The sequence below is a fragment of the Phormidesmis sp. 146-33 genome (assembly GCF_052939515.1).
Genome location: NZ_JBJPHU010000267.1, coordinates 1 through 1797, shown reverse-complemented (window position 1 = coordinate 1797; position 1797 = coordinate 1). Strand labels below are relative to the sequence as shown.

At 51.0% G+C, this 1797-nt stretch carries 1 protein-coding gene; it reads left to right on the top strand.

The window, feature by feature from the left end; translation table 11 throughout:
• Positions 1-248: 248 nt before the first annotated feature.
• Entirely contained in the window at positions 249-1778 is a 1530-nt protein-coding gene (locus ACJ2PR_RS35820) for an IS1634 family transposase (RefSeq protein WP_446880628.1), read from the top strand.
• The last annotated feature ends 19 nt before the right edge of the window (positions 1779-1797 follow it).

Below are 1797 nucleotides of genomic sequence, written 5' to 3'. Positions count from 1 at the left end.
ACTCACGGTTCGCCCATTTTTGAGCAAGGTCAGCAGATTGAGCTAAAGTTTGGCAATGAGCCATCCCGTCAGCATCACAACCGAACGAGTAGATGACATTCCCTTACTGCTAGCCCAGTTAGAGCGCATGGGGGTGCAAGCCCTGCTGGATGAACACTTCCCACAGCACGGCAATTGGCAGGGAGTGAGTTTAGGCACCGTTGCTGTGGTCTGGCTGAGTCACATCTTGTCGCAAGCGGATCCATCGGTTGAACCAGGTACAAGGATGGGTAGAGCATCATCTTGAGACGCTTGGAGGCAGTTTAGGACAGGAGATTCGAGCACTCGATTGGAGTGATGATCGCTTAGAAGGGGTGTTGCGATATTTGAGCGATGATGGCGACTGGCGGCAGTGTGAGGCAAGCCTGACGCAGCGACAGATTCAAGTGTATGACCTGCGCCCAGAGCGGGTTCGACTCGATAGTACAACCACCAGTGGATTTTGGAGTGCGAGCGAAGATGGACTGTTTCAACGCGGACATAGCAAAGACCCTCGACCGGACTTGTGCCAACTTAAACTGATGATGGCGAGCTTAGACCCATTGGGATTGCCGATTGTGAGTGAGATTGTCGCAGGCAACGCGGCAGATGACCCATTGTATGCCCCGGCAGTTGAACAAGTTAGACAAACGCTCAACGTGACTGGACTGATGTATGTGGGCGATTGTAAGATGAGTAGCTTGAACACAAGATATCTGATTGCGTCGGGGGGCGATTACTATTTGTGTCCATTGTCGAAAATGCAGGTAAGTGATGCCCAGATGCAGGAGTATCTGAGTCTTGTCCAAGCCAAACAGGTCGGATTAGAGCCGACCTACTATGATTATGCAAATGGTACAACCACGCTGATTGCTGAGGGCTATGAACAAGAGTCCGTCTGCGCAATGCCAGTCGAGAAAACAGAATGGACTTGGACAGAGCGCCGCTTGGTTGTGTACTCGATAGCTCACGGCAATGCCCAAAAGCAAGCTTTGCAAGCTCGAATTGACCAAGCACAGTCTGAGTTAGCAGCACTGAATCAACCGGGTCGCGGCAAGAAACCGTTTGGCGACCTCGAAAGTTTGACCGAGGCGACCGAGCGAATTATCGCCAAGCATCGCGTCACGTCTCTGTTTGCGTTGAACTATCCAGTACAAATCACCCAAGTTGCACAACGAAACTATGGCAATAGACCGGCACAGGTCGTTGAGCAACGCCGATTTCAAGTAGACTTTACGCTCGACCTCACAGCGGTTGAGCAACAAATGCAGCAACTCGGTTGGCGAGTCTATGCCACGAATCAGCCTCAAGCGGACTTATCGCTATCTCAGGCAGTCATCGCTTATCGACAGGAGTATGTGATTGAGCAGCAGTTTGGTCGGCTCAAAGGGCAGCCCCTCTCACTCAAGCCGATGTTCCTGCAACGCGAAGACCATATCAAAGGATTAATCAGACTCCTTTCTATCGGACTGCAACTCTTGACCTTAGTTGAGTTTCAGGTGCGTCGCTCCCTAGCACTCGAACAGGCAGAGTTAGCGGGGCTATATGCAGGCAATCCCAAGCGGTCTACTGCTCAACCCACCGCAGAAAAAGTGCTGGAGAGTTTCAAGGAAATCACGCTCGTTCTGATTCATGCTAAAGGAGAGGTCTATGTTGATCTCTCCAGTCTGAATCTGCTTCAGCAACGAGTGTTGCAGTTGATGAATTTCTCAATAGAAATTTATACTCGCTTGGGTCCGCAATCTGACGACCCTCCCTGAAAATGAGCGAACCGTGAGT